This is a genomic window from Streptococcus cristatus, assembly GCF_001588905.1.
Classification (GTDB): Bacteria; Bacillota; Bacilli; order Lactobacillales; family Streptococcaceae; genus Streptococcus; species Streptococcus cristatus_N.
This window is the reverse complement of the sequence record NZ_LAWH01000049.1, coordinates 1-651: the sequence shown is the minus strand read 5'-3', so window position 1 is coordinate 651 and position 651 is coordinate 1. Positions and strand designations below refer to the sequence as shown.

1 protein-coding gene is annotated in these 651 nt (G+C 39.9%); it reads left to right on the top strand.

Going from position 1 to position 651, the window contains the following annotated elements; all coding sequences use genetic code 11:
* Positions 1-349 precede the first annotated feature (349 nt).
* Positions 350-481, top strand: coding sequence for a hypothetical protein (locus tag A0765_RS10700; RefSeq protein ID WP_257000845.1), 132 nt, complete (start codon positions 350-352; stop codon positions 479-481).
* Positions 482-651: the final 170 nt, after the last annotated feature.

Genomic DNA, 651 nt, shown 5'->3' with positions numbered 1-651 from the left:
TAGAATTCGATTTCGTCGTCTCACCTCCGCACAGTTGAGTAGGGCTATAAAAGCTGATGCAATCAGCGTAGTAGAGCCCACTCAACCACTGCGTCTTGCTCGACAATCCAAAGACAATTGAGAGGCTAGGACTTTTGTCCCAGCCTCTTTTGCTGTTTTTCTTAGGGAATTGTAGAAAATAGAACAACTGAACTATCAATCGTCAAACTTTCTATTTAAGATGACAAAAATGTAAGTTTAAAGCTTAAAATGAAAGGTTATTCGATGGTAGCGGGACGGGGAATTTTATATCATATAGGTGTAAGGAAAAACAAATCACAAATAATATCCAAATAAAAGGAGGCCCACTATGAAAACAAATCTCTTCAACCATAAACAAAAAATGCAAATGGCGCAAAAGATTTCTAAGGAAGAAATCGAAAAAACTAGACTGGGCTGTGCATCAAGCCAGTATTATTTCTGGTTACAATATAGTCATTAAGAAGCAGATGCAGTGAAGAGGCTGGAGAGTGGGACAGAAATCGGTAATTCGTTAGAATTCGATTTCGTCGTCCCACCTCCGCACAGTTGAGTAGGGCTGTAAAAGCTGATGAAATCAGCGTAATAGAGCCCACTCAACCACTGCGTCTTGCTCGACAATCCAAAGACAAT